The 275-nt window shown below is 41.5% G+C and carries 1 tRNA gene; it reads left to right on the top strand.

From position 1 onward, the window contains the following. Nucleotides 1–59 precede the first annotated feature (59 nt). Nucleotides 60–136, top strand: a tRNA-Met gene (locus PVK71_RS20435). Nucleotides 137–275: the final 139 nt, after the last annotated feature.

The raw sequence follows: 275 nt of genomic DNA, 5'->3' as shown, positions 1-275 counted from the left end.
AGAGTTCAAGTCTCTCCGTCCGCACCATATTTTTGATTGTTTTATTAAAAACACTCATTGGCTACTTAGCTCAGCTGGTTAGAGCACATCACTCATAATGATGGGGTCACAGGTTCAAATCCCGTAGTAGCCACCATACAACTTTTAATTGATTCACCAATCGTCGATTAAAATACAAAAATTTCTACTCTTTGTTTTAATTAACAACTAGCAGAACGCGGACGTGGCGGAATTGGTAGACGCACCAGATTTAGGTTCTGGCGCCGCAAGGTGTG

The sequence above is a fragment of the Aliivibrio sp. S4MY1 genome (assembly GCF_028765545.1).
In the GTDB taxonomy this organism is placed as follows: domain Bacteria; phylum Pseudomonadota; class Gammaproteobacteria; order Enterobacterales; family Vibrionaceae; genus Aliivibrio.
The sequence above is the reverse complement of the archived record's forward strand: the minus strand, read 5'-3'. Positions and strand labels throughout refer to the sequence as shown.